At 39.7% G+C, this 21,536-nt stretch carries 17 protein-coding genes and 2 pseudogenes; 10 read left to right on the top strand and 9 right to left on the bottom strand.

All coding sequences use genetic code 11. The features are described from left to right. The first annotated feature begins 67 nt into the window (after positions 1-67). The 3 genes from V4B17_RS06215 (at position 68) to V4B17_RS06205 (ending at position 3,057) form a co-directional block, all read left to right on the top strand. Entirely contained in the window at positions 68-733 is a 666-nt protein-coding gene (locus V4B17_RS06215; RefSeq protein WP_455479285.1) for a thiamine diphosphokinase, read from the top strand. 72 nt (positions 734-805) lie between these two features. Then, the gene (locus tag V4B17_RS06210) at positions 806-1,195 is read left to right on the top strand and encodes a hypothetical protein (protein ID WP_455479284.1); all 390 of its coding nucleotides are present in this window, start codon (positions 806-808) and stop codon (positions 1,193-1,195) included. Continuing rightward, positions 1,195-3,057 (top strand): ABC-F family ATP-binding cassette domain-containing protein, encoded by a 1,863-nt coding sequence (locus V4B17_RS06205; RefSeq protein WP_455480199.1) that lies wholly within the window; start codon positions 1,195-1,197, stop codon positions 3,055-3,057. Before V4B17_RS06210 ends, V4B17_RS06205 begins: the two co-directional genes overlap by 1 nt. 322 nt (positions 3,058-3,379) lie before the next feature. Here V4B17_RS06205 and V4B17_RS06200 read toward each other — a convergent pair. Both V4B17_RS06200 and V4B17_RS06195 read right to left on the bottom strand, forming a co-directional pair. Continuing rightward, a pseudogene (locus tag V4B17_RS06200) lies at positions 3,380-3,906 on the bottom strand (GNAT family N-acetyltransferase). A 1,252-nt stretch (positions 3,907-5,158) separates the two neighbouring features. Continuing rightward, positions 5,159-5,416 carry a DUF2312 domain-containing protein gene (locus V4B17_RS06195; protein ID WP_455479283.1) on the bottom strand — a complete coding sequence of 86 codons (258 nt, stop codon included), beginning with the start codon at positions 5,414-5,416 and terminating at the stop codon, positions 5,159-5,161. A 272-nt stretch (positions 5,417-5,688) separates the two neighbouring features. On the opposite strand from V4B17_RS06195, the gene V4B17_RS06190 reads away from it, so the two are divergent. Both V4B17_RS06190 and pyk read left to right on the top strand, forming a co-directional pair. Further along, positions 5,689-6,183 carry a DUF1036 domain-containing protein gene (locus tag V4B17_RS06190; protein ID WP_455479282.1) on the top strand — a complete coding sequence of 165 codons (495 nt, stop codon included), beginning with the start codon at positions 5,689-5,691 and terminating at the stop codon, positions 6,181-6,183. Then, positions 6,180-7,617: pseudogene (gene pyk, locus V4B17_RS06185) on the top strand (pyruvate kinase). Before V4B17_RS06190 ends, pyk begins: the two are co-directional and overlap by 4 nt. Positions 7,618-8,277: 660 nt before the next feature. On the opposite strand, the gene V4B17_RS06180 reads toward pyk, so the two are convergent. Then, positions 8,278-8,655 (bottom strand): cell division protein ZapA, encoded by a 378-nt coding sequence (locus tag V4B17_RS06180; protein WP_455479281.1) that lies wholly within the window; start codon positions 8,653-8,655, stop codon positions 8,278-8,280. A 12-nt stretch (positions 8,656-8,667) separates the two neighbouring features. Continuing rightward, on the bottom strand, positions 8,668-8,943 hold the full coding sequence (locus tag V4B17_RS06175) for a DUF4164 family protein (RefSeq protein ID WP_455479280.1): 276 nt from the start codon (positions 8,941-8,943) through the stop codon (positions 8,668-8,670). A 311-nt stretch (positions 8,944-9,254) separates the two neighbouring features. Here V4B17_RS06175 and tkt point away from each other — a divergent pair, with 311 nt between their 5' ends. The 4 genes from tkt (at position 9,255) to V4B17_RS06155 (ending at position 14,994) form a co-directional block, all read left to right on the top strand. Next, positions 9,255-11,261 (top strand): transketolase, encoded by a 2,007-nt coding sequence (gene tkt, locus V4B17_RS06170; protein WP_455479279.1) that lies wholly within the window; start codon positions 9,255-9,257, stop codon positions 11,259-11,261. Beyond that, positions 11,258-12,265 (top strand): type I glyceraldehyde-3-phosphate dehydrogenase, encoded by a 1,008-nt coding sequence (gap, locus tag V4B17_RS06165; RefSeq protein ID WP_455479278.1) that lies wholly within the window; start codon positions 11,258-11,260, stop codon positions 12,263-12,265. Before tkt ends, gap begins: the two co-directional genes overlap by 4 nt. Positions 12,266-12,669: 404 nt before the next feature. After that, positions 12,670-13,863 (top strand): phosphoglycerate kinase, encoded by a 1,194-nt coding sequence (locus tag V4B17_RS06160; protein WP_455479277.1) that lies wholly within the window; start codon positions 12,670-12,672, stop codon positions 13,861-13,863. A 108-nt stretch (positions 13,864-13,971) separates the two neighbouring features. Then, positions 13,972-14,994, top strand: coding sequence for a class I fructose-bisphosphate aldolase (locus V4B17_RS06155; protein WP_455479276.1), 1,023 nt, complete (start codon positions 13,972-13,974; stop codon positions 14,992-14,994). 726 nt (positions 14,995-15,720) lie between these two features. Here the strand turns inward: V4B17_RS06155 and rpmE are convergent. Next, the gene (gene rpmE, locus V4B17_RS06150) at positions 15,721-15,942 is read right to left on the bottom strand and encodes a 50S ribosomal protein L31 (RefSeq protein WP_455479275.1); all 222 of its coding nucleotides are present in this window, start codon (positions 15,940-15,942) and stop codon (positions 15,721-15,723) included. 188 nt (positions 15,943-16,130) lie between these two features. Between rpmE and V4B17_RS06145 the strand changes: the two genes are divergently transcribed. After that, positions 16,131-17,921: an ABC transporter transmembrane domain-containing protein gene (locus V4B17_RS06145; protein ID WP_455479274.1), complete on the top strand. Its 1,791-nt coding sequence runs from the start codon at positions 16,131-16,133 to the stop codon at positions 17,919-17,921. Positions 17,922-18,015: 94 nt separating this feature from the next. On the opposite strand, the gene V4B17_RS06140 is transcribed toward V4B17_RS06145, so the two are convergent. The 4 genes from V4B17_RS06140 to V4B17_RS06125 all read right to left on the bottom strand — a co-directional run bounded on the left by V4B17_RS06140 (position 18,016) and on the right by V4B17_RS06125 (position 21,427). Then, complete coding sequence (locus V4B17_RS06140; protein ID WP_455479273.1) at positions 18,016-18,807, bottom strand: inositol monophosphatase family protein; 792 nt, start codon at positions 18,805-18,807, stop codon at positions 18,016-18,018. Positions 18,808-18,822: 15 nt separating this feature from the next. Next, complete coding sequence (gene efp / locus V4B17_RS06135; protein WP_455479272.1) at positions 18,823-19,395, bottom strand: elongation factor P; 573 nt, start codon at positions 19,393-19,395, stop codon at positions 18,823-18,825. Positions 19,396-19,706: 311 nt separating this feature from the next. Next, positions 19,707-20,756, bottom strand: a complete 1,050-nt coding sequence (locus V4B17_RS06130) for a tetratricopeptide repeat protein (RefSeq protein WP_455479271.1) — start codon at positions 20,754-20,756, stop codon at positions 19,707-19,709. Beyond that, positions 20,753-21,427, bottom strand: a complete 675-nt coding sequence (locus V4B17_RS06125; RefSeq protein WP_455479270.1) for a thiamine phosphate synthase — start codon at positions 21,425-21,427, stop codon at positions 20,753-20,755. The genes V4B17_RS06130 and V4B17_RS06125 overlap by 4 nt, the downstream gene beginning before the upstream one ends. Positions 21,428-21,536 lie beyond the last annotated feature (109 nt).

The raw sequence follows: 21,536 nt of genomic DNA, 5'->3' as shown, positions 1-21,536 counted from the left end.
TTAAAAATAGCTCTTTTTTATAAAAGTAGCTTACCAGAGGGAAACATTGCGAAAGGCAAAATAGGGCATGACAACATTTACAATATTGTTAAATGGAGACGTCAGTATCACTGGTCGTTTGCTCAATCAAATTCGCAAGAGTCGAGTGATTGCTGCTGATGGTGGAATGCGTCATGCAGCAGCGTTGAATGTTGTGCCTGAGTTATGGTTGGGGGATTTCGATTCATCTGATCAGGCTTTAGTAAGTCAATATAGTGATATTCCGCGTGAGGTTTTTCCCCTTGATAAAGATATGACCGATAGTGCTTTGGCATGTGAAAGAGCTCTGCAAAAAGGGGCAAAACAGCTTATTTTGTGTGGTGCTTTTGGAGGTGAAAGAAGCGATCATACCCTTTCTCATATGATGCAAGCGCTGGTGATGGCCGAAAAAGGCATTTCAGTGTTGTTGACGAGCGGTCTTGAAGAAGGATGGCCGGTTTTGCCAATACCTTTTTCATGTGATTTACCTGATGGGTGTTTGTTTAGTATTATCGGTTTTTCTGATTTACAAGGCCTAACACTCTCGGGTGTAAAATGGCCGCTTTGTGATAAAAATGTATCCTTTGGATCTTCTTTAACACTTTCTAACCGTATTTGTGGAACTTTTTCTTGCTATCTAGGTTCTGGAAAAGCTATATTGTTGGCGTCTGTACCTATTTCAAAAAGCTCTTCCGGTATATTAGAATTAGAATAAGCCAGAGGGGGTATGGTGGTGAAATGCTGGCATGAATAACATATTTGTATATTGATAAGGAGAGGTTTTTATATGTTAAAATTAATTTTAAAAGGGGCAGTTGTTTCGGCTATAGGCTTCAGTACGGTGGCTTGTTCCGTTAATGATCAGCGTGTTGCACATTATGGTGTGGGGGGAGCTGCAATAGGTGCTTTGGCAGGAACAGCAATTGCTGGCGCTAGTCCTGAAGCGGCACTGACCGGTGCAGCTTTTGGAGCGCTTGCAGGAACAGTAACAGGTGCTGCTGTAAATCAGAAAAAACAACAACAGTATCATGCTACGCAATTGTGCACGTATCGTGATCGTAGAGGCTACATGTACCAAGCACCTTGTCCTCAAAGAGTGCAAGCGAAAAGGGTATGTACTTACCGTGATGGAAGAGGTGTCGTGCATCGGGTAGCTTGTCCCCAATACGTTCGTTAATGGCGGTGCCGCTGCTGCGGCTTGAGCGTGTTTTCTTAACTTTTGGAAAAACTCCCTTGCTCAATCAAGTTTCTCTATCAGTAGAGCAAGGGGCGCGTGTTGCGTTGGTAGGACGTAATGGTTGTGGAAAGTCAACGCTATTAAAAATTGCCGCTGGAATAAGTGAACCGACTGAAGGGGAAATTTTTCGCCATCCGCGGGCGACGCTTCGTTATGTGTCACAAAACCCTGAGTGTTCAGGTTTTGGGGATGTTCGCACTTGTGTAGAAGCGGGGCTGGATGATACGCCGGATGTGCAATGGGTGAACACGCTTTTAGCAAATCTTGGTTTTTTAGGAACTGAGACGTTGGCGACGCTTTCTGGTGGTGAAAAGCGGCGTGTTTCGTTGTTACAAGCGATCGCTGCTAAACCAGATATTCTTCTTTTGGATGAACCAACCAATCATCTTGATTTACCAACTATTGAATGGCTTGAAAGCGTTTTATGTTCTCTGCGTTCAGCAATTGTGGTGATTTCGCATGATCGGCGATTTTTAGAAAATGTTACACGTTCAACAGTATGGCTTGATCGGGGAACGATAAAAAGACTGGAGAAACGTTTTTCGGAGTTTGAAAATTGGCGTGATAAGGCGCTTGAAGAAGAAGCTCTGGAACAGCATAAATTGGGGCGACAAATTGCGCGTGAAGAACAATGGTTGCGCTATGGAGTAACGGCGCGGCGTAAACGTAATGTGCGGCGTTTGGGGATATTAAAAGAACTAAGACAGCAACATCAAACTTGTAAAAGGCCAACTGGAAATGCAATTTTAGCCGCTGCTAAAAGTCATGATTCTGGTCAATTGGTGCTTGAAGCGAAGCGCATTTCAAAATCCTATGGTGAACGCGTTATTGTGAAAGATTTCTCTTTGCGTATACAGCGTGGGGATAGGATTGGTTTTGTTGGTCCCAATGGTATAGGAAAAACAACTTTGCTTTCCGCTTTGATTGGGCAAGAATCAGTCGATAGTGGAACGGTAAAGCATGGATATAATCTTTCTATGGCGTTTCTTGATCAACAACGTATTTTAAATGAAAAAGACACTTTAGCGCATTATCTAACTGGTGGGAGAGGGGATACCCTTCTAATTAATGGGCAAGAGCGGCATGTTGTTTCTTATATGAAAGACTTTTTATTTTTACCCGAACAAGCACGTACACAAATCAAAGAATTGTCCGGTGGAGAAAGAGCCCGCCTCATGCTTGCACGGCTCCTTTCACGACCTGCAAATTTTTTGATTCTTGATGAACCAACCAATGATTTGGATATGGAAACATTGGATTTGTTGCAAGAATTTATTGCCGATTTTGCTGGAACCGTGTTGTTGGTTAGCCATGACAGAGACTTTTTAGATCGCACTGTGACCCATATATTAGCACCCCAAGGGGACGGTCACTGGATTTTATATGCTGGCGGCTATAGCGATATGATGATCCAACGAAAGCAAGACGCGCTGTTAACGCGTAAAGATAATGAATTAACACAGCGTAAGGAGTTGTCAAAGTCTCGCATACAGGAGAATGCAAAACATCTATCATCGCAAAATCGTGGCTTTATGGAACGGGAGAAAATAAAACTACGAAAACTGTCTTATAAGCAGGTTTATGCATTGGAAAAATTGCCTGAACAAATTGCTGCTTTGCAGGATGAAATCAAAAAAATTGAACAAGAACTCTCTGATCCAACACTGTATTGCAGCAATAAAGAGCGTTTTGAACATTTATCAAAAATACTGGAAGAGAAGAAAAATATCTGTGCGCAAAAGGAAGAGGAATGGTTGGAGTTAGAATTATTGCGTGAAGATATAGAGGGTGTGAAGTCATAACGCTATGGCATTAATCTCTCTCAAGAAGATTTTTGTAGATGTTGGTGATGGTTTCTTTTGTACTTTATATCCGTTGTTGCATTATTCTTCATGAAATGAGCGCATGTACTAGAGAAGAAAAATTTCTGTGCGTACAAGAAACATGATGAGAGTTTGAATTATTGTGGGAGGGTAGTGAAAGATGTCGAGTGTGTAAAGACAGTGAAAAAGAAACGTCTTTTGAATTTCATAAGGTTTACATCATATCATATTATCGCATCTGGTAAAAACACATTGGTACGCTTTGGTTTGTTTTCTTGGCGAGTTCACACGTATCATTCATTCAAGAGGTGAGAATGTGATCTCCACATTGCTCGGAAATCATCAAATAATCTCTGGTATGGTCTTCTTTCTTAAAACCAAGGCGCTCCAATAAAACTCCATTTATGATGTTTTTAGGTATATAGTTTGTCATCACTTTATGGAGGTGATAAAAATGGAGGATGTGCGAGGTATCAAAGCAGATAAAATCTCGAACATGAGATCTTGTTTTTGTTGTTTTTCATCACGAGAAAAGCCAAGATGGCAGGTTTGAAAAACATTACGCATTACATTTGTGAAGTGAACAATGGTGATGGTTGTTCTCTCATTTTTCAATCATACGGCATAGCGATATTCTTGTTCTTGTGCATTCTCATAAGTGAATGTATTTGCACGTGTTTTTTAAGTTATTAGGGTATGATAATCATCAGATTTTACAGATTCTAAAGAATGAAGAAAGTTTGCATTGCGTCAATAATAGAAGACAATTCATCGGCATTTCCCAAATTTATCAATGATGGAAATTGTTCGTTTTGTTTTGATTGCCATAGTTTTCTACCCTGAGATAATGAAATGCGTAGATTCGTAAACTTCTTATTCGACTTTTTCAAAGATTTCTTTTTTTTGATGAAATTCTTCTCAAAAAAGTGGGAAGTCAACAACAAATTTTATTAAAAACAATAGCCTTTTATGTAGGAGAAGTAGAATGGGAGCGGAAATTATAAATCAAGCGGGTGTAATTTTTATGGCGTAATTATTCATAATGTTATAGTCGCCTTTGATCGCACTTTGTTCGTAGTTTTTATATTTTTAAATCTCCTTTCTCATTCATAAAAAATTCGCAAATTTACACTAAAAATGAAGCAATTCTTACTTATTGCTTATGCGATATTTTATACAGACGAGTTTATTTTATGTTTATGAATGATGTGCGTATTGCTGCTTGTGGCTTTTCTGTTGTTTCTGATTTAATTATTAATCAGAGTATTTTGTAAATCATAGAGGTACAGTTATCGCCAATATTGCTCAGGTGGGCAAATTTGAAATGCTCAACGTGTTGTTTTTTTGATTCACGGTTGTGAATTTATTTTTTTGTGAAAATTTAGTTTTTAATCACCTGAATGATTGCGTAATTTAGTCAAATCATCACTCTGCTTTCTTTATTGTATCTTCAATTTTTTTGCGCTTGTGTGAGAATCTCTTAAGTGGCTTGCCAATCTGTTTGAAAGTCAGTTTTTTATAATTTGATATTCATTAGTGTGTTAATTTTTGAAAAATTTTATATCTAATTCTGGTTCTTACAGTAACTTTTGTCATTTAATTTATGCAAAATACAGCATGGTATCGCACAATATTGTTGCGTCAACCTGTCTCCTCATCTTACGTTTCAAAGACTTAATTGAACGAGAAGGATACCTCTTCGGGATAAGAGACCCTATGCGCCCTCAAGCGATCCTTTCCAAAAATTAGGTGATGTGGTGATATATTTTGGATATTAGCGTTATAAGTTGCACAAATTGCTAGAATTTCTATCAGCAATTCAAGGGGATTATTTGTTTTTTTGCATTTCCTCTTCATTTTGAGAAAATGTCGCATGTTCTCGATGATATTCATTTATCACAAAGGTACCTTTAGAGAACTGGGTGATGTTTTCTCCTTCCATTTATTTATGTTTTTTTGTTCATGCAACTCTTGACAGTTCTATTATAAGTGCTGTCAAGAAAAGAAAAACTCTTGTGCGCAAAATGCAAAAAGAAGAAGGGTTAAAACTGGAACTTTTTCGTAAAAAAATACTATCGCGTTAAGTCATTCCAAGTGCGTTTTTATAGAGTTGGATAACAGCTTCTTCTTCCATTCGTTCATGGTCTTCTTTTTTGCGTAATCGTATAATGCTGCGAACTGCTTTACTATCAAAACCAGAGCCTTTAAGTTCGGCATAAACCTCTTTAATGTCATCAGAAATAGTTTTTTTTTCTTCTTCTAGTCGTTCAATACGTTCGATAAAAGCACGCAATTGGTTTACGGATAGAGCATGTGTTTGATCAGTTACTGTGTCCATTTGCATTGTTCTCCGGGATCTTTGTTTTAAGTTGTTTTTCGACGAAATAGTTGTGTTGAAGAAGCTTGAAAAACAGGGAGTGAATCAAGCTGTAAACTTTTTACAGGTTGACTTTAAATATTTTGTAAAAGTTTAAGCTTATACATTGACAAAAAGGTGATAAGAAGCAGAAAAGAAATGTATAGTCTGATACATTTGGAAGATTTTTGAAAAAAGAGAAGATAAAGGGATGTATGTTTTTTTAACAAGGCTTACAGCGTAAAGGTGGTTTTGTGGTTGCAAGAAAACAGCAATGTGTGTTTCATAAAGGGGTAAGAGTTTTTCTTTTGAGCATTTTGCTCTCGTTCACGCTTATTCGTTTTGCAAAAGCTGATTTCCGCGTTTGTAATTCGACACAACAGTCTGTTGGCGTTGCCCTTGGTTATCGTACTTTTTCAGGCTGGGTAAGTGAAGGGTGGTGGACAGTACCAGTGACGGAGTGTAAAACCTTGATCGAGGGGCCACTTTCCTCGCGGTTTTATTATTTTTATGCAGAAGGTGCACAGAAAAAAGGCAGCTGGTCAGGTTCTGTAACCATGTGTGTGCAAGATAGCCAATTTACCATTCAAGGGGTGCATGATTGTTTTCCTCGCGGGTATCAAAAGGCAGAATTTAAGGAAATTGATACGGGTAATCAAACCAATTGGATGGTGCAGTTGACCGATGAGTCTTTGTTCAATGATTCCGTTGTACATTCTCCTTCTCTTTCAGGAGTTTCTCCACCGTGAAGCGTATACGTAAAGTAAAAATTATTGCTATTCTTGGTTCTTCTTCTTCTTTTTCTATTTCAATGATTGAGAAGCTTTTTAGAGCAGGAGCCGATATTTTTCGTCTAAATACGAGTTACACGGATTGTGAAACAACGGCTGATTTGGTCAAACAAATCTGAAAGGTTGAAAAAACTGTTGGTCGTTCAATTGGTATTTTAGCAGACTTACAAGGACCAAAATTGCGTGTCGGTCGTTTTTCTAAAGGTTAAAAGGATTTGTGGGTTGAGCAAAACTTTACTTCAGATGATCATGGTGTTCTTGGGGATGCACAGCGTATTTATTTTCCGCATGCAGATGTATTTACTGCTGTGAAACCCGGTATCGGCTGTTGATTGATGATGGAAAATTGGAAGTGCGTGCTGAGTTGTGTGATGGTCATTTTGTTCAGTGCCGTGTGTCTACTGGAACCCGTCTTTTGATCGAAAAAGGGTTAGCCTTCCCGATACGGTTTTGCCTTTTGGTTCAATGACGCAAAAGATCAGGATAGTCTTCACGCGGTGTTGGAATAACCTGTTGATTGGGTTTCTCTGTCTTTTATTCAGCGTCTGGAAGATATACTAAAAGTGCGCCAATTGACGAAAACAAAGTGTCTTTGATAGCCAAAATCAAAAAACTTCAGGCCTTTGAGCAGATAGAGAAGATTATTTGTGTCTGATGGTATTATGATTGCATGGGAAGATTTCGGTGTCAAAATGCCATTTGAGAGGATTCCTGTGCTGCAGATGGAGCTCATAAAAGCTTGTCGTTTAGCTGGAAAGCCCGTTATGGTGGTGATACAAATGTTTGAAATCTATGATCTCATCTCCTGTTTCAACGCGGGCAAAAGTTTTTGATGTGGCTACAGCTGTTTATGCGGGGAGTGATGCTGTGATGTTGTCTGTTGAATTAGATTCTGGTCTTTATCCTGAAGAATCAGTGCTTATGATGGATCGCATTGCTTGGCAAATCGAACAAGATTTTACTTATGATGCTCAGGTGGATGCATAGAATCTCGCACCAGAGTCAACAAGGATCGATGCACTTTTTCTTGCGGCGCGACAGATCGCCGAAACGCTTCAATTAAAAGTAATTGTTGCTTATACTGCGTCATGAACAACGGGTGTGCGTGTCTCTCGTGAACGCCCAAATAACACTCATTATCGCATTGTCGCCTATCGTGGAAACAGCGCGGTGCTTGAGCTTAGTTTGGGGAATTTTATTTGTGCTGTGGTGCAAGATGCGCAGGACTTAGAGGATATGGTGAATCGTGCGGCAGCACTTGCTTTTCAAGAGGATTTTTGCCAAAGAGGAATCGGTTTCTTGTGACAGTAGGCATTCCCTTTGGTACGCCTGATACTGCTAAACCTTTTGCGTATAGCTTCTGTCTCTCAGGATGGAACAAAGGGGATTTGAATATTTATGCGCAATATTCTCTCTGCTTTTTGGCAAGAGCATATAGAATGGACGTAGAGATGTTTGATGTGCAGTCGTTTCTACGGACGGCAGTCGTGCTCTTATCTGCTGAATTCGCTTCTGGTTTTTTTCTAAAAAAGTCGTACTTATGATAGATTTTGGCATTTAATCGGGATATTTATGCCCTATCGTCTTTGTAAATATTTTTTATACAAGCTTTATCTAATATATGATTAATATATTGATTTATCATTATAATACATAATTTTGTAGCTTAAATGAGAGGTTTGAATGGAGGACTATTTTTTCATTTTAAATCCTCTTGTTCAAAGGTAAAAAATATTTGTTTATGTGCCATAAGAGGAATTGGTATGGAAATAAAACTATCCCAAAAAATTATCACCCTTTTCATAAATTTTCTTAAATACAAGGGTTCTGCACATTGAAACAAGACAAATATATTGGCAGCAGATTAATGAAATAATGGTGCTGGTCCATTTATTGTATTAGATGTAGAGGTGGCAGTATTCAACGGATCTTGCATAAATACCATTCATGGAGAAATATTCTTGCTGTGGTGACAGCAGCGTAGGTAAAATGCGCGCACCGCTTTCTTTTGGAGGACATTTCTTTTGTTTGTTGCCGTGGAAATATTCCGGTTTATGAATTTTCTTGCTCTTGAAACTCAACAGCATTTTTGGCATCTTTAAGCAGTTGATTGGTGAGCTTTTCGATGCGTTCCGTTGTGTCTCGTACAATTTTTCCCATGGTGCGATCTCTTTCATTGTAGAGTCGTAAAAGATTCTCATAATCCTCTTGTAGTTTTTTATTTTCTCGTTTTATTTCTTCCATTTCATCGATAATCATAATGCCAGCCATAACCGATAAACGATGGTCGCCAATTTCACCAAAATTTGTTTTCAGATGTGCGATATATTGATCTAATCGAGCCGCAAGCTCAATGAGATGATCCTCTTGCCCTTTATTGCAAGCCATGCGATAAACTTTACCATCAATGGTGACGGAAACAGTTTCCATAGTTTCAAACCTTTACCTATCAATGACGACACGAATCGTTTCCATCGCTTTAATCAAACGTTTAGAAACTTCTTTATTTACTGCATCTAGTCGTTCCACTTTAGCTTCAGCTTTATCAAGTGCCTGGGCAAGATGGCTACGATCAGCATTCATTCGTTGAATTTCTTCCTCCCATTCGTTATTTTTATCAATAATGGCATTGCGGTTTACAATGGTAATCTCTAAAGTTCTGAGGGCTTTCTCTAATTGCTCCAAAGCGCGTGGCAAAACTGTCGTTTCTTGGCTCATGATGCTTCTATCCTTCAGGTGATTGTACCCTTTATCAGTTCTTTACACAAAAACGAATCATTTTTTTTATTTTTAAGTATCTAGGGCATTTTAGCAAGCAAAGCAGAGGATAGTTGTTAATTAAAAGCTGGATTTTTTAAGAGTATTGGCATAAATGGTGTGGCATAAAGGAAGTGTGGGAGGAGTGTTATTTAAATGATGACAACAAATTTTACGCTGGCGATTTGAAAAATTGAAGAATATTTCTTAAAAAATGAAAAAGATATGGAAAAAGTAACAAACAAACGTGTTAACGAAATGGTCTATCATTCATGACAAATACTGAACAACAAAATCAGATGGCCAACGCTATCCGTTTTCTTGCTATCGATGCAATCGAAAAAGCAAATTCTGGTCACCCTGGTTTGCCAATGGGGGCAGCCGATATTGTTACTGTTCTTTACACAAAGTTCCTTGCCCATGATTCTAAAAATCCCCTTTGGCCAAACCGTGATCGCTTTGTATTATCGGCTGGGCATGGGTCTATGCTGCTTTATGCCCTTTTATATCTTTCTGGTTATGAAGATCTCTCTCTTGAGGATCTCAAAAATTTTCGCCAAATAGGCTCTAAACTTGCTGGGCATCCAGAATATGGGCATGTCGCAGGAATCGAAACAACAACTGGACCACTCGGACAAGGATTGGCAAATGCCGTGGGAATGGCGATTGGAGAGCGCTTGCAAAATGCGCGTTTTGGCGATTTCATTAATCATTACACTTACGTCTTGGTTGGGGATGGGTGTCTTATGGAGGGGATATCTCAAGAAGCGATTTCCCTTGCTGGTCATTTGAAACTCAGAAAATTGATCGTGTTGTGGGACGACAATAATATTTCCATTGATGGAGAGATTTCTCTTGCTGATAGTACAGACCAGATTGCGCGTTTTAAAGCCTCTGGTTGGGAGACACATAAAGTCAATGGACATGATCAAGCAGCAATTGCAAGAGCTATTGAAGCAGCACAAAATTCTGATAAACCAACTTTGATTGCTTGTAAAACAACAATCGGTTTTGGAGCGCCAAATAAAGCAGGTACTAATAAAATTCATGGATCCCCTTTGGGTGCACGAGAAATCGCTGAAACCCGTATCGCTTTAGGGTGGGATGCTGAGCCTTTCGTTATTCCAGCCGATATTCTCGATAGTTGGCGATTGGCTAGTCTAAATGCCGCTAAAAAACGACAAAAATGGGAAACAAAATTTGCTGATCTTCCTGTCTCACAACGTGTGGAGTTCGAAAGATTAATGCGAGGAGATCTCGTGGGCGGATTTGACAGTGCTATTGATAGTTATAAACGGAGATTGGTTGAAGAGCACCCTGTTGTTGCTACGCGTAAAGCTTCAGAAATGGCTCTTGAAGTTATCAATGAAGTCGTTGTTGAGACAATTGGTGGTTCAGCCGATTTAACCGGATCCAATAATACAAAAAGCAGTCAGATGAAAAGTATTTCTGCTGAAAATTTTGCAGGGCGTTATCTGCATTATGGAATTCGCGAACATGTGATGGGAGCCGTGATGAATGGTCTTGCCCTTTATGGCGGATTTATTCCTTATGGGGGAACTTTTTTATGCTTTTCTGACTATATGCGTCCTGCTATGAGACTCTCTTCTTTGATGGGATTACGAGTGGTTTACGTCATGACACATGATTCCATTGGTCTTGGTGAGGATGGACCTACACATCAACCTGTAGAGCATTTGGCTTCTTTGCGTGCAATGCCTAATCATCTTGTTTTTCGCCCTGCTGATGCTGTGGAGACAGTAGAGTGCTGGCAATTGGCTTTGAAAACACGTACAACGCCTTCTACTTTGGCTTTGAGCCGGCAAAATTTACCCCTTTTGCGTCAAGAATATGAAGAAGAAAATCTCTGTATGCTTGGTGCTTATGAATTGCTAACGGCTAGTGATGATGCTCAGGTGACGCTGTTTGCTTCTGGTTCAGAATTGCAAATTGCGGTAGAGGCACATGCGCTGTTAGAAGAAAAGGGAATCCCAACACGTGTGGTTTCTGTGCCTTGTTTTGAACTCTTTGCACTACAATCTTCATCATACCAACATGCACTTATTGGGAAGGCACCAATCAAAATTGCTATTGAAGCTGCAATCCGGCAAGGGTGGGATCGTTTTATTGGTGATCATGGTGTGTTTATTGGCATGGATGGATTTGGCGCCAGTGGAACGATTGATGCCCTTTATGCGCATTTTGGTATTACTTGTGAGAATGTGGTTGCTGCAGTTGAAAAAGAACTGGAAAAAATCAATAAGGAAAATGTAAAATGAGTGTTCGTGTTGCAATTAATGGGTTTGGTCGTATTGGGCGTAATGTTTTGCGTGCCATCGTGGAAAGTGGCCGGAAAGATATTGAGGTTGTGGCCATTAATGATCTAGGGGCTGTGGAAACAAATGCTCATTTGTTGCGCTATGATTCTGTTCATGGGCGTTTTCCAGGGCACGTTAAGGTTGTTGGTGATGCGATCGATGTTGGCCGAGGGTTGATAAAGGTGTTGGCAGAGCCTGTGCCAGAACAATTACCTTGGAAGGCTTTAGATGTGGATGTTGCTTTGGAATGTACAGGACTTTTTACTGCGCGTGATAAAGCAAGTGCGCATCTAAATGCGGGGGCAAAGCGTGTTCTTGTTTCTGCACCTTCTGAAGGCGCTGATCTTACCGTGGTATATGGGGTTAATCATCAGTCTTTGAGAAAAGAGCATCGCGTCGTTTCAAATGCTTCTTGTACAACAAATTGCTTGGCGCTTGTTGCGCAAGTTTTACACAACACGGTTGGTATTGAAAAGGGTTTTATGACAACAATCCATTCTTATACAGGCGATCAACCTGTGTTGGATACAATGCATCGTGACATTTATCGTGCACGTGCTGCTGCACTCTCTATGATTCCTACCTCAACAGGAGCGGCAAAGGCGGTGGGACTGGTCTTGAAAGAATTAAAGGGGGTGCTCGATGGGGTGTCAATCCGTGTCCCAACCCCTAATGTTTCTGTGGTTGATTTGACATTCACTGCTAAGCGTTGCACAACCGTTGAGGAAATTAATACGGCTATTTATAATGCTGCACGGGGTTCGCTCAAGGGAATTTTGGATTACACAGAGGAAAAACTAGTGAGTTGTGATTTTAACCATAATCCGCATTCAGGTATTTTCCAAAATGATCAAACAAAGGTAATCGATGGTCAATTCTGTCGTGTGCTGGTTTGGTACGATAATGAATGGGGTTTTTCGAACCGTATGAGTGATACTGCTGTGGCTTTTGCAAAAACAATATAAAAGAGAGCCTTCGGAGCCTTTTTTGCAACAGAGGGCTATTGTTGTAATAGAAAGTTGGAGAGTGCGCTCTTTTTGAAAAAAACAGTAACAAAAGTATTCGTTGTGTCCTGGAAAAAAAATGCTGATTGCATGATGAATGGTACGTTTTATTATGTTTCATTTGGGTATGATAAGGCGTATTTTTTTCAAAAAGGCTGAATTCGAAAAAGTAAGTGCTGGAAAAGACAAAAATTGTAAAAACATTAAGAAGACTGAAAAAATATAAGGGGGAATGAAGATTACAGAGATTGAGAAAACACATGCTATAGCATATCTCTTTAACCGAAAATAAGAAAAAATTGTATGGGAAAGAAGTCGAACGGGTATGTTTGTTTGAAACAACAAAAAGTGAAGAGGGAGCAGTCATGAGTTTTCAGACACTTGATGGTGTTGATGTTACCGGGAAGCGTGTTCTTGTGCGGGTGGATTTTAATGTGCCAATGGCGCAGGGAAAAGTCTGCGATACAACACGCTTAGAGCGGCACAAAGAGACACTCGTTGAACTGCAAAGGCATGGTGCTAAGCTTATTCTTCTTTCGCATTGTGGTCGCCCTAAGGGAAAGGTGGAACCAGAATTTTCACTGCACCCCGTTGTGGATACTCTGGAAAAAATAATCAATCAACCGGTTATTTTTGCACCAGATTGTATCGGAAAAGTAGCAGAGAAAGCAGTTGAAGAATTGCAAAATGGAGGTGTTTTGCTGCTTGAAAATGTCCGCTTTCATTCAGGAGAAGAGAAAAATGATCCCTGTTTTTCTGAAGTTTTAGCCCATCATGGGGATCTCTATGTTAATGATGCTTTTTCAGTTTCTCATCGTGCTCATGCTTCAGTAGAGGGAGTAACACATTTGTTGCCTTCCTACGCTGGGCGTTCTTTGCAGGCTGAATTACAGGCGTTAGAAAAAGGGCTTGGAAATCCAAAGCGTCCAGTAGTCGCTATTGTGGGTGGAGCAAAGGTTTCTAGTAAGCTTTTTGTGCTCAATCACTTGGTTGAAAAAGTTGATCATCTTGTGATTTGTGGGGGCATGGCTAACAGTTTTTTATCGGCGCAAGGTGTGTCTGTTGGAAAGTCACTATGTGAACATGCACTGATGGACACGGTAAAAAAAATCATTAAAAAAGCGCAAGAATGCCACTGTACTCTTATGCTCCCTCAGGATGCTATCGTTGCATTTTGTTTTGAAAAAGGTGCGCCGCATCGTCTCTATGATATGGGAAATATTCCTGAAAAGGGCATGATTCTTGATATTGGGACGCGTTCTATTGCGCATATCAATGCAGTGATTGAGGAAGCCGCTACCCTTGTTTGGAATGGACCTCTTGGGGTTTTTGAAATGCCTCCCTTTGATCAAGGAACAATTGCGGTGGCACGTCACGCAGCAGAACTTAGTAGAAAAGGGAAATTGATTTCAATCGCTGGAGGAGGAGATACGGTTTTTGCACTCAATCATGCTGGTGTTGCTGATGATTTTACCTATCTTTCAACCGCTGGCGGTGCTTTTTTAGAATGGATGGAAGGAAAAATTCTTCCAGGTATTTTCGCCCTCATGAAGGCCTAAAGAGATTCTTTGAAGGGGAAGGTTAAAGAAAAATATATGGTCGTTTAAGGGTGTTTTAACAGTGTTGCGCATTTTTAGAAATTAAAACAGAACAAAGAGGATCTTTTTATGAATAATGAACGTCTTGAAGATATTGCACTTGCTTTGGTTCATGCGGGTAAAGGTATTTTGGCAGCAGATGAAAGTACTGCGACGATTGGAAAGCGTTTTGAAACTATTGGAGTTCAATGCAACGAAGATAATCGTCGTGCTTATCGTGAAATGCTTTTTAGTGCAAAAGAAGCTATGGAAAGCGCCATCTCTGGTGTGATCTTATTTGATGAAACCATTCGTCAAAAAGCATTTAACGGGCAAAGTTTTACAGATCTTATTCGTGATGCTGGTGCTGTGCCAGGTATTAAAGTGGATAGTGGTGCTAAACCATTGGCAGCTTTTCCTCAGGAAACAATTACAGAAGGATTGGACGGACTTCGTGAGCGTTTAAAAGATTATTATGCTTTAGGAGCGCGTTTTGCTAAATGGCGTGCGGTGATTGCAATTGATGAACATGCTTTGCCGACAAGAGGGGCAATAAGACAAAATGCACAAGCGCTTGCACGCTATGCCGCTTTGTGTCAGGAAGAAGGTCTTGTGCCGATTGTTGAGCCTGAAGTGCTTATGGATGGGGCGTTCCGTCAGCATTCGATTGTGCGCTGCTTTGAGGTGACAAAAGCCGTCTTACATAAGGTGTTTAAAGAACTTTTTGAAGCCCGTGTTGTTTTGGAGGGGATGATTTTAAAACCTAATATGGTGATTGATGGTAAAGATGCACGCAATGCTTCTGTTGAAGAAGTGGCTGAGAAGACGGTTTGTGTACTTAAACAGACTGTTCCTGCCGCTGTTCCAGGAATTGCTTTTCTTTCTGGAGGGCAGTCTGATCAGGAAGCAACGGCGCATTTATCTGCTATGAATTCTTTGGGTGCATTGCCTTGGAAGTTGACCTTTTCTTATGGGCGGGCATTGCAAGCGGCAGCCTTGAAGGTGTGGGGTGGCAGGCATGAAAATATTGCTGCTGCGCAAAGGGCTTTTGGTCATCGTGCACGGATGAACCATCTTGCTGCTTTGGGACAGTGGACAAAAGACAAAGAATAACCATGTGCTTGAAGAATAGCAGGCTTTGTAAAAGTTGTAATATATTGATTACTTGTTTAAATTATAAATTTCATGCTTCTTGAAAGAGTCTCAGACTGCGGTATGGTTCATTTTTATGCATTGTTTGTCATGTGTAAAAGGATTTCAATCATAGGATAAAGAATGATGAATAGGAAGATTCAACATGCGGTCTGTGAGTTATGTATGTATGGCAGGGATTAATACTAGAGACAAAGATATCTTAAAACAATTTTTTAATTTTGGAACACAACCATCATAATTTTTGGTGTGTAAGATCTGTCTGGGGATTGCGTTTTTCGTTTAATTTTTTGCCAGTAGCTCTTTTTCTTTCTTATATGATTGTCGTTTACAAAACCGTGAGCAGCGTTTATCTATTTCTCAGTATGCAAAAAATCTTGCTTTAAAGAGAGGGTTTTTGGTCATCGTGCACGGATGAATCATCTTGCTGCTTTGGGACAGTGGACAAAAGACAAAGAATAACCATGTGCTTGAAGAATAGCAGGCTTTGTAAAAGTTGTAATATATTGTAAAAACTGCAATATATTGTAAAAAGAGCCTTTGCATTCGTTAGAGAGATTTTAACAAAAACCTTAACTATAAAATCTCTAAAAGCACATCCTTCTCGAAATTTACAACGAACCAACCCCTTGGATAATTACACATTCTGCAAGAGCTTTTTAGTTGTTTGGAATTAGAAGTAATCTTCTATAAGCCGAGGTCACCAAAACGATTTTTGAATTTAGAAACACGACCACCACGATCCACGAGGGTTTGAGATCCGCCTGTCCATGCTGGATGAGTTCTTGGGTCGATATCAAGGTTAAGGACATCTCCCTCTTTTCCCCAAGTAGAGTGCGTTGTGTATTGGCTACCATCCGTCATAACGACGGTAATTTTGTGATAGTCAGGATGAATATTCGCTTTCATGAGCAAAACCTTTTGTGTTTATAAAATTAAATAGCACTCTTTCACTTTATTAAGTGCGTCTATATTATCTTTTTGATAACTTGATTAAAGTAATACTCCTATAACTGAGCACGTAGTAAAAAACAAGTGTTCAAGATAGATCATTGTATCAAGAGTTATAGACAACCTCGTTAAGTGAGCCAAATTCTATGGATCTCTCCAACCATTCAGAAAAAACTGTGAAACCTGCCAATACGAAGCCTGCATTGTCTTCGTTTGCAGTTTTTTTTCCTTATCTTATACGTTATCGCTGGTTGTTTATCTTTGCATTTTTTGCTTTGACTGTTGCTGCCCTTGTCACATTGGCTTTGCCCGTTGCTATCGGTAAAATGTTTGATCATGGTTTTTCCACTTCAAACCACGGCAATATCAATTTTTATTTTTTTATTTTATTTGTTTTGGCTTTGCTGCTCGCGCTTGCTTCGGCTTGTCGTTATTATTGTGTTATTACCTTGGGAGAACGAATTGTTGCCGATTTACGGTGTGATGTTTTTGTTCATATTATGAAGCTTTCGCCTGATTTTTTTGATAATTCTTATTCTGGTGAAATTGTCTCGCGGCTCTTAACAGATACAACGCAAATAAAATTGGCCGTTGGCTCAACCGCCTCTACCGCTTTACGTCATTTAATTGTGGTGATTGGCGCAATCGTGATGATGGTTATCACTAATGCTAAATTATCTTTGCTTGTCTTGTTTGCTATTCCCTTTGTTGCTATTCCGCTGGTTGTTTTTGGGCGCAGGGTCCGTACACGTACACGTGTAGCACAAGATCGTCTCGCAGATGCAAATGCTTTGGCAACTGAACAGGTAAGTGCTGTTCGCACTGTGCAAGCTTTTACCGCTGAAAAACACGTCGCGATGCGTTTTTCAAAGTTAATTGAGCGTGCTTTTCAGACAGCACGTGCTTCCGTGATCTTGCGTTCCCTTTTTACAGGATTTGCAATTTTTCTGGTTTTTAGCAGTGTGGTGGCTGTTTTGTGGATTGGATCAAGGGATGTTTTGAATGGAACTATGACAGCAGGAACTTTAGGACAATTTGTCCTATATGCAGTTTTTGGAGCTTCAACCTTCGCGCAATTATCAGAATTTGGTGCAGAATTAATACAAGCAGCAGGTGCTGCCGAACGTCTTGCAGAATTATTGCAAGAACAACCTACGATTTTAACACCTAAAGTTCCTGCACCATTGACTCAACCTGTCAAAGGTGCAATCGTTTTTGATAAGGTTGATTTTATTTATCCTTCCAGACCAGAAGACAAGATTTTGCACTCCCTTTCTTTTTCTATTAAAGCAGGTGAAACGGTTGCTTTTGTTGGCGCATCAGGCGCAGGTAAAAGCACTCTTTTTTCTTTGATCCTTCGTTTTTATGATCCGAAAAGTGGTCAGATTCTCTTTGATGGCGTGGAGATTAATCGCCTTTCTTTACAAGATTTGCGCAGTGAAATTTCTTATGTGCCACAAGACGTTGCAATTTTTGATGGTACATTACGCGATAATATTGTTTTTGGGGCAGAGAATATCAATGAAGAGGAAATTATTGCCGCAGCTAAAGCAGCAAATGCACTTGAATTTATTAGAGCTTTACCAAACGGTTTTGATACGCAAGTAGGAGAACGCGGTACCATGCTTTCTGGTGGGCAAAAACAACGCATTGCTATTGCGCGTGCGATTTTGAGAAATGCACCCTTGTTATTGCTTGATGAAGCAACTTCAGCATTAGATGCAAATAGTGAAAAATTAGTGCAAGAAGCCTTAGAAGGACTGATGAAAAAGCGAACAACACTGGTGATTGCACACCGTTTAGCAACAATTTTAAAAGCTGATCGTATTCTCGTGATGGATAAAGGAGAGCTTGTTGAAGAGGGAACACATGCGGAACTCGTCGCAAAAAATGGGGTTTATGCCTATTTGGCTAAATTGCAATTTTCACCGCAATAAGTAATTATCATCATAAATCATCTTTGTTTATCTTAAGAAACTGAAGACTGTGTCTTGCAGCAATATTGCATGCTTTTTCGAACGTTTCTTATGCTTAAATGCCTTTTTTGAGGGCTGCTTCTAATTTGATGCGAATGCGTTCATTGCCGGCGATGATATTTTTTTTGCAAAATATAGCGTCTCCTCCGTCTTTGTCGGTTACAAAACCCCCGGCCTCGCGAACCATCAGTATTCCAGCAGCCATATCCCAAATTTGCAGATTATCCTCCCAAAATCCATCTGTTCTACCAGCAGCGACATAGGCTAAATCAAGAGCAGCAGCTCCAAAACGGCGAAGACCAGCAACTTTTGCCATTACATTGCGCAGTTCAATAAGATATGCTCCATGATCTGGGCAACCAAAATGAGGCATGCCCGTTGCAATGACACAATCTTCTAATTTTCGTCGAGCTGAAACGCGACAGCGCCGGTCATTAAAGAAAGCACCACCACCGCGTTCGGCGGTGAAAAGTTCATCACTTACAGGATTATAAATCACAGCAGCGATGAGCTGTCCTTGACTTTCCAAGGCAATGGAAACAGCAAAAAAAGGAATGCCATGAAGAAAATTTGTTGTGCCATCCAAAGGGTCAACAATGAAACGATGTTGTGAATCTTCTCCAACAATTTCCTCAGACTCTTCCATCAAGAAACCAAATTTAGGACGTGCTTTGCTTAATTCATTGAAAATAATTTTTTCAGCTTTGCGATCTGCTTGGCTTACATAATTTGCTGGTCCTTTCAAAGATACTTGCAAATTTTGTACTTCACCATAATCACGTATCAGTGAACGTCCAGCTTTCATCGCGGCTTGTACCATGACATTCATGATTGCAGAATGGGCCATCTTTTATTCCTTTACTTATCCTTTTTCATTTGCACGACGCAGATAAATCAACTCATTAGTATCAACAATGATACGTTCACCGGCATTAATAAAAGGTGGTACAAGAATGCGCATACCATTTTCAAGAATTGCGGGCTTATAAGAGGAGGTGACCGTTTGCCCTTTTATGGCGGGATCAGCTTCTGCAATTGTCACTGTGACTTGATCGGGAAGCGATATGCCGATAGGCTTTTCTTGATAAAGTTCAACGGTGACAGTCATCCCATCTTGTAAGAAAGCTGTACGCTCACCAACAAAATCTTTTTGTAATTCAAGTTGTTCATAAGATTGTGAATCCATAAATATCAGAGCATCGCCTTGTTGATAGAGGAAAGTAAAATCTTTTTGTTCAAGGCGTACGCGTTCTACCGTTTCGGCGGCACGAAAGCGTTCATTGAGCTTTGTACCATCAATCAAATTTTTCATTTCAACTTGATTAAATGCACCACCTTTTCCTGGCTTTACAGCGTTGCATTTAACAGCTACCCATAAGCTTCCTTGATGATTTATTACATTGCCAGGGCGGATTTCATTACCATTAATTTTCATCGTTCACGTCCAATTTCGTCTTTGCAAAAAGAGCCCTCTTTTTGTTTTTACAATTATCTCCCCTTGTTGTTCTTATAGTGAGCCTTTTTTGTCGTCTTTGTAGTAGGCTTTTTTACTGTTTTTGCAGAGAAAAAAGCTTGGAAAATACTCCCAAATACAGAACTTCTGTGTATTATTGGTTTTCAATTCTTTGCAAGACCATAAAAAGTATTCAGACGCAAGCATTTTAACAAGTTACACAAAATTTTTTATGAAGATTTATTGCTTCAATTTCTTTTTTGAAATAAAGAGCTCCATTTTAAAGGCGTTTCTTAAAAAATAGGAAGGAACTTCGTTGCTTCTTTACGTGCTTGTTCTAATTCTGCATCGTTCATTCCTTCAAGCATCATTTCAAGATCAGGCGCTTGTAGTTTTGCGTGCTTTGCAAGCATATACCATGCTGCGGCCATTACCGTATCGCCTTTTGTGCCTATGCCATCTCGATAAAGTCTTGCAAGAGAAACTTGTGCCGGCGGAACCATGTTGGTGGCGTTGCTTAGAAGCAAATGAAAAGCACGTTGAAAATCAGTTTCTCCTCCGCGACCTTCTATAAGCCATTGCGCCAAAAGAATTTGGGCTGTAGTATGCCCGTTTTGGGCTGCAATTTCCATCAGTTTACGCGCATTACGGTCATCCTTTGGCCGCGTTAAAGTGCCTATGGAAAGAATTTTTGCTGCAGAAAAAGAAGCCTCAGAATCACCAAGTGCGGCACCTTTTAAGAACCATTTGAGTGCCTGTTCTACAGATTCATTTTCGCGACTTTGTAAAGTAACACCAGGAAGATTTTGCTTTTCATGCGAAGCTTTATAAAGCAGCAATTCTCCATAATAAAAATAGGCTTCTTTTACTCCAGATTCTGCAGCTTTTCGGATGAATTCTTCGCCAAGTTCTTTATTTTGTGTAATAAAATTACCATCAAATAACATAAGTCCATAGCGTAATTGTGCTTGTGGTTCACCCTGTTTTGCTGCACGTTTAAACCAAAAAGCGGCACGCACCTCATTACGAGGAACGGCGTATCCTTCTGTATACATTTGGGCAAGAAGAGTTTGTGCGAAAGGATCATTTTGTTCAGCACGCTTGAGTGCTTCACGAAAGGCATTCAAATGATAGCCCTGGGCATAGTAGTCATAGGCTTGATCATATTGTCCAGTTTGTAAGGGCTGGAACGGTTTGTCTGAGTCTGAAGCATTTTGAATATCATTCAAAGAGTTTTCAAAATTTGAGGAGTTACCAGCGGTTTTAGCAGAAGTTGCAACAGTCACGGCACTTGAAAGCCAAAACAATCCCACGATAAGCAGTGTGATGCTTTGTTTAATCATGGATGTTCCCTTCTCGTAATGGTTGGGGAATTTTCACATTTTTCTTTCATCATTTCAAGCAGCATCAAGGGATTGTTGTTCCCAAAAATAATTTCTTCAACAGCGATGAATTCACTGGCTGTTTTTAATACTTCATCAAACGTTGCAAAATCGCTTCCCGCTTGTAAAACAGAAGGGATTTCCATAATCTCTGACCACCATCCTGCTAATTGGAGATTGCGGGGGTGAGGCCGTGGTTTTTTATCAGCACCAAGTTTTCCAAAGAAAAGGTAATTAACTCCGGATTCTCCAGCAAGCATGGCACTATGGCGGTCACGTATATTTCCATAACCAATGATTTTTTGTTCCCTTTTCAGACTTTTCAAATGTTCAAGAGCGTTAAGATCACCTTCTATATGAAAACCATCAGCCTTTATCCGTTCAGCTATTCTGTTCTCACCAGAAATGAGAAGGGCAATATCCTTGTTTTGAATATCTTGTGCGTAAAGTTGCGCTTGCTTTTGTAAAAAAACGTTGTCAAACTGAGAGTCATAGAGAATTACGCATGCAAAAAACTTTCTTTGTAAGATTTTTTGCAAAAAATCCGGGGAGATAGAACGCCGAATATCGAATGTTAAAACTAATTGAGGAAAAAAAGGAGGATCAATTATTTTATTTGCTTGTTTCGTCATAAAAAATTCTTGTTTCTTCAAATATTAAAGAATTTAACACTTAAAAATTAAAACTTTATCTTATAAATTTTCTTTGTTATACCAAAAAATACTTTATATGATTTGTGGG

The organism is Bartonella sp. B23, assembly GCF_053793815.1.
This window is presented reverse-complemented; position numbering and strand designations above follow the sequence as displayed.

Coding starts and splice junctions, on each gene's coding strand:
- V4B17_RS06215 (WP_455479285.1), top strand. CDS start 68: ATGACAACATTTACAATATTGTTAAATGGAGACGTCAGTATCACTGGT.
- V4B17_RS06210 (WP_455479284.1), top strand. CDS start 806: ATGTTAAAATTAATTTTAAAAGGGGCAGTTGTTTCGGCTATAGGCTTC.
- V4B17_RS06205 (WP_455480199.1), top strand. CDS start 1,195: ATGGCGGTGCCGCTGCTGCGGCTTGAGCGTGTTTTCTTAACTTTTGGA.
- V4B17_RS06195 (WP_455479283.1), bottom strand. CDS start 5,416: ATGGACACAGTAACTGATCAAACACATGCTCTATCCGTAAACCAATTG.
- V4B17_RS06180 (WP_455479281.1), bottom strand. CDS start 8,655: ATGGAAACTGTTTCCGTCACCATTGATGGTAAAGTTTATCGCATGGCT.
- V4B17_RS06175 (WP_455479280.1), bottom strand. CDS start 8,943: ATGAGCCAAGAAACGACAGTTTTGCCACGCGCTTTGGAGCAATTAGAG.
- tkt (WP_455479279.1), top strand. CDS start 9,255: ATGACAAATACTGAACAACAAAATCAGATGGCCAACGCTATCCGTTTT.
- gap (WP_455479278.1), top strand. CDS start 11,258: ATGAGTGTTCGTGTTGCAATTAATGGGTTTGGTCGTATTGGGCGTAAT.
- V4B17_RS06160 (WP_455479277.1), top strand. CDS start 12,670: ATGAGTTTTCAGACACTTGATGGTGTTGATGTTACCGGGAAGCGTGTT.
- V4B17_RS06155 (WP_455479276.1), top strand. CDS start 13,972: ATGAATAATGAACGTCTTGAAGATATTGCACTTGCTTTGGTTCATGCG.
- rpmE (WP_455479275.1), bottom strand. CDS start 15,942: ATGAAAGCGAATATTCATCCTGACTATCACAAAATTACCGTCGTTATG.
- V4B17_RS06145 (WP_455479274.1), top strand. CDS start 16,131: ATGGATCTCTCCAACCATTCAGAAAAAACTGTGAAACCTGCCAATACG.
- V4B17_RS06140 (WP_455479273.1), bottom strand. CDS start 18,807: ATGGCCCATTCTGCAATCATGAATGTCATGGTACAAGCCGCGATGAAA.
- efp (WP_455479272.1), bottom strand. CDS start 19,395: ATGAAAATTAATGGTAATGAAATCCGCCCTGGCAATGTAATAAATCAT.
- V4B17_RS06130 (WP_455479271.1), bottom strand. CDS start 20,756: ATGATTAAACAAAGCATCACACTGCTTATCGTGGGATTGTTTTGGCTT.
- V4B17_RS06125 (WP_455479270.1), bottom strand. CDS start 21,427: ATGACGAAACAAGCAAATAAAATAATTGATCCTCCTTTTTTTCCTCAA.